Annotated in this window: 4 protein-coding genes; 3 read left to right on the top strand and 1 reads right to left on the bottom strand. The window is 64.2% G+C overall.

Going from position 1 to position 4,757, the window contains the following annotated elements; genetic code table 11:
* The 3 genes from A985_RS23635 to def form a co-directional block, all read left to right on the top strand.
* Positions 1–892: cell division protein ZipA C-terminal FtsZ-binding domain-containing protein (locus tag A985_RS23635; RefSeq protein WP_017231404.1), on the top strand; the 892-nt coding region annotated here is incomplete at its 5' end.
* A 177-nt stretch (positions 893–1,069) separates the two neighbouring features.
* Positions 1,070–3,163: an NAD-dependent DNA ligase LigA gene (ligA, locus tag A985_RS0100115; protein ID WP_017231403.1), complete on the top strand. Its 2,094-nt coding sequence runs from the start codon at positions 1,070–1,072 to the stop codon at positions 3,161–3,163.
* Between the two features lie 16 nt (positions 3,164–3,179).
* Positions 3,180–3,713: a peptide deformylase gene (gene def / locus A985_RS0100110; RefSeq protein WP_017231402.1), complete on the top strand. Its 534-nt coding sequence runs from the start codon at positions 3,180–3,182 to the stop codon at positions 3,711–3,713.
* 197 nt (positions 3,714–3,910) lie between these two features.
* Here the strand turns inward: def and A985_RS0100105 are convergent.
* A partial coding sequence (locus tag A985_RS0100105; RefSeq protein ID WP_017231401.1) for a pseudouridine synthase occupies positions 3,911–4,757 on the bottom strand: 847 nt, incomplete at its 5' end.

The following is a 4,757-nucleotide window of genomic DNA, read 5'->3' as shown; positions in this document are numbered from 1 at the left end:
GGCTGCCACGCCCGAGGCAGCGGCTGCGACCGTGGTGCCCGTGGCGGCACCGCCGGCTGCGCCGAGCGGTCCGCCGCCGGTCATCGACGAGCGCATCGACTGCGTCGTTGCGCTGCCGTTGGCCAATGTGATCGCGGCGGAGCGTTTGATGCCGCTGACGGTACGCATGCGCCGCGCGGGCAGCAAACCCGTCAACATCGAGGGCCGTGCCGACGAGCATTCGCCGTGGGAGTTGATTCGCTCCGGCGGGCGCTACCACCAGTTGCGCATGGCTGTACAGTTGGCCAACCGCGCGGGCGCCCTGAATGAGGTCGAGTTCTCCGAGTTTTCGAATCTCGTGCAGACGCTCGCCGATGCGGCTGACGCGTTGCCCGAATTGCCCGACATGGTGGAGACGGTCGCCCGCGGCCGCGAACTCGACAGCTTTGCCGCGCAATGCGATGCCCAACTGTCGGTGAACGTGCTTTCGGACGGCGCGCCGTGGTCGGCCAACTACGTGCAGGCGGTCGCCACGCAAGACGGGCTGCTGCTCTCACGCGACGGCATGCGGTTCGTCAAGCTCGATGCACGCCAGAATCCGGTGTTCATGCTGCAGTTCGGCGACACCAACTTCCTGCGTGACGACCTGACATACAAGGGCGGCGATCTGATCACGATGCTGCTCGATGTGCCGGTGGCCGACGAGGACCTGCTGCCGTTCCGTCTGATGTGCGATTACGCACGTTCGATCGGACAACGCATTGGGGGCCGCGTGGTGGACGATCAGCGTCGACCGCTCTCCGATGCTGCGCTGCAAAACGTCGACAAGCAATTGCTCAAGCTCTACGAACGCCTCGAGGCGCGTGGTTTGCCGGCGGGCTCGCCCGTCACGCGCCGCCTGTTCAGCCAGTAATTTCGAACCGAAGCGCGGCAGACGACGACCCGTCGGATGCCGTGTTCGACGCACGCCGTTCACCGTCGGGTGAGCGGCGTTTTTTGTTCCAATTGATGGATGAAAGCGATCGACAACGCGCAGTTGCGTACGTCGAAGGCATAATGTCCTGACTTCCCGTCTCCCGAGTCTGCTTGCATGTCCCAAACTTCTGTTCCGGGTCAGGGCGCGAACGCCCCTACCGCTACCGATGCATCGCCCGCCGCCCGCCGCGCGGCCGAGTTGCGTGCCGAGTTGGTGCGTCACAACCGCGCGTACTACGAAGAGGATGCGCCGCTGATTCCGGATGCCGAGTACGACCGCCTGTTTGCCGAACTGGTCGCGCTCGAGACGAATCATCCCGAATTGAAGCGTCCCGATTCGCCCACGCAACGTGTGGGTGGCAAGCCGGTGGAAGGGTTCGCGCAGGTCGTGCATCGCGTGCCGATGCTCTCGCTGAACAACGGCTTTGCCGACGAGGATGTTGAAGCGTTCGATCGTCGCGTGTCGGATGGACTGCGCGATGGTGGCGCACCCACCGGCGATCTGTTCGGCGCCCCCGTCGAATATGCGGCCGAGCTGAAGTTTGACGGGCTCGCGATCGCTTTACGCTATGAGCGCGGGGTGCTCGTGCAGGCAGCCACGCGTGGCGACGGCACGACGGGCGAGGAGGTCACCGCGAACATCCGCACGATCAAGACGATTCCGCTGCGCCTGAAGACCGATAACCCGCCCGAAGTGCTCGAGGTGCGGGGTGAAGTGCTGATGTTCCGGGCCGACTTCGACAAGCTCAATCGGGCGCAGGAAGCGGCGCACGAGAAGGTGTTCGTCAATCCGCGCAACGCGGCGGCGGGCAGTCTGCGACAGCTCGATTCGAGGATTACGGCGAAGCGCCCGTTGTCGTTCTTTGCTTACGGGGTGGGGGAGCTGGTGGGTGTCCCGATGCCGGAGACGCACTCGGCATTGCTCGACTGGTATGTCACGCTCGGAATTCCGGTCAACGAGCGGCGCGAAGTCGTGCGGGGCGCACAGGGGTTGCTGGCGTTCTACCGCGCGGTGGGAGAGGCGCGTGAGACGCTGCCTTACGACATCGATGGCGTCGTCTACAAGGTCAACCGTCGCGACGAGCAGGATCGGCTTGGATTTGTCTCACGCGCCCCGCGCTTCGCGCTGGCGCACAAGTTTCCGGCGCAGGAGGCGCTGACGACGTTGCTCGACATCGAAGTGCAGGTGGGGCGAACCGGGGCAATTACGCCGGTGGCGCGGCTCTCGCCCGTCTTTGTCGGCGGGGCGACCGTCACGAATGCTACGCTGCACAACGAAGACGAGATTCGCCGCAAGGACGTAATGATTGGCGATACGGTGATCGTGCGCCGGGCGGGCGATGTGATTCCGGAAGTCGTCGGATCGGTGCTCGAGCGTCGACCGGACGATGCAAGAGCGTTCGTCATGCCGACGGCGTGCCCGGTGTGCGGATCGGCCATCGAGAAACTGCCCGACGAGGTGATCGCGCGATGCACGGGCGGCTTGATTTGCGCGGCGCAGCGCAAGCAGGCGTTGCTGCACTTCGCCCAGCGTCGGGCGCTCGACATCGAGGGGCTTGGCGACAAGCTCGTGGAGCAGCTGGTTGACCAGCACATCATTCGCACGCCTGCGGATCTGTTCAAACTGGGCGTGGCGAAGCTTGCCGCGCTTGACCGGATGGCCGACAAGTCGGCGTCCAATCTCGTGGCGGCGCTGGAGACGGCCCGTCACACGACGCTGGCGCGGTTCATCTTCGCGTTGGGTATTCGCCATGTGGGCGAGGCGACGGCGAAGGATCTCGCGCGTCATTTTGGCAAGCTCGACAATGTGATGGCGGCGAGCACCGAGGAATTGCTGGCCGTGCCCGACGTCGGACCGATTGTGGCCCAATCCATCGCCAATTTCTTTGGCGAACCGCATAATGTCGAAGTGATTGAGCAACTGCGGGCGGCGGGCGTGACCTGGGTGGAATCTGAGCCGGCGGCTGCGGCACCGCTGCCGCTGGCCGGCAAGACCTTCGTGCTCACAGGCACGCTGCCGACGCTCTCGCGCGACGAGGCGAAAGCCATGCTGGAGGAGCGGGGAGCAAAGGTTGCCGGCTCGGTTTCTGCGAAAACCGACTACGTGGTCGCGGGCGCAGAAGCCGGCAGCAAGTTGGCGAAGGCCGAGGCACTGGGTGTGCCCGTGCTGGACGAAGACGCTATGCGGGCGATGTTGGCCGCGCTTTGATGGGAGGATCCAATCGATGATTCGCGACATCCTGAAGATGGGCGATCCGCGCCTGCTGCGCATCGCCAAACCCGTGGAACATTTCGACACGCCCGAGTTGCGGGAGCTGATCGCCGACATGTTCGACACCATGAAGCACGCAAACGGCGCGGGACTGGCGGCGCCGCAGATCGGCGTTGATCTGCAGGTGGTGATCTTCGGCTTCGAGCATAACGAGCGCTACCCGGACGCGCCCGAAGTGCCTGAAACCGTGCTCATCAATCCCGTCATCACGCCGCTCACGCAGGACATGGAAGAGGGCTGGGAAGGCTGCTTGTCGGTGCCGGGGCTGCGCGGCATGGTCAATCGTTATTCGATGCTGCGCTACGAGGGGGTCGACCAGTATGGCCGAGCGATCGACCGCGTGGCTGAGGGCTTTCACGCCCGGGTCGTTCAACACGAGTGCGACCACCTGATCGGCAAGCTCTACCCGATGCGCATTACCGACTTCAGCAAGTTTGGATTTACCGAGATTCTCTTTCCGGGACTGGATCCCAATAGCGACGACTGACGTGGGGACGAGGCCGCACCGCGTTAACCTGATACGCGGCAATTGGCTGATCTTGCCGAGCGTCTGGACCGGATCGCGGGCCAGTCCGATAATGCCCTCGCCTGAAAGACAAAACCCCATGCTCCGAAAAACATGGGGTTCGTCTGAACGCTGAGCCCGCCTCGATGGCGGGCTTTTTCATGGGCGATGTCGCCGACTCAGAAGCCTTCGCCGGCGCGCAGATAGCGCCACTCACCAACGGGCAGGTTGCCCAGCGTGATGCGTCCCATGCGAACGCGCTTGAGGCCGGTCACATGCAGGCCGACCAGTTCGCACATCCGGCGGATCTGGCGTTTCTTGCCTTCCTTGAGCACGAAGCGCAGTTGCTCCGGGTTCTGCCACTCGACCTGTGCGGGTTTGAGCGGTTGATCGTCGAGTTCCAGGCCGTAACGCAGCAGGGCCAGACGGTCTGTCGGGAAATGCGCCTGAACGTTCTCGACATGCTCGTTATACGAGACGCGCACGAGGTACTCCTTCTCGATATCCGAATCTTCCCCGATCAGTTGCTTGGCAATGCGACCGTCTTGCGTCAGAACGAGCAGGCCGGTCGAGTCGATGTCGAGGCGTCCGGCGGGCGCGAGACTGCGTAGATGCGACGGCGAGAAGCGCACGCCGGCATCGTCCTCGGCCCAGTGATGCTCGCGCGTGACCAGCACGACAGCGGGCTCGTAGCCGTCTTCTGCCTGTGCGGAGACGTAGCCCACGGGCTTGTGCAGCAGAATCGTCATGCGGTTGGCCTGCTCCTTGTGCGCAGCCTGCACGACGGTGATGTCCTGGGTCGGCAGGATCTTCGTGCCGAGTTCGGTCACGACCTTGCCGTCGACGCGAACCCAGCCCTTGGCGATCCACTCGTCGGCTTCGCGACGCGAACACAGGCCGAGCTCAGACATGCGCTTGGACAGGCGCAGCGACCCAGCGGCGTCGTGATGGACCTTGATGTCGTCATCGGCATCGCGCGCGACGCGCGCGGGGCGTGCCGGCCGTGCAGTCCGCGCGTCACGATCG

It is taken from the genome of Pandoraea sp. B-6 (genome assembly GCF_000282835.1).
Classification (GTDB): domain Bacteria; phylum Pseudomonadota; class Gammaproteobacteria; order Burkholderiales; family Burkholderiaceae; genus Pandoraea; species Pandoraea cepalis.
The sequence above is the reverse complement of the archived record's forward strand: the minus strand, read 5'-3'. Positions and strand labels throughout refer to the sequence as shown.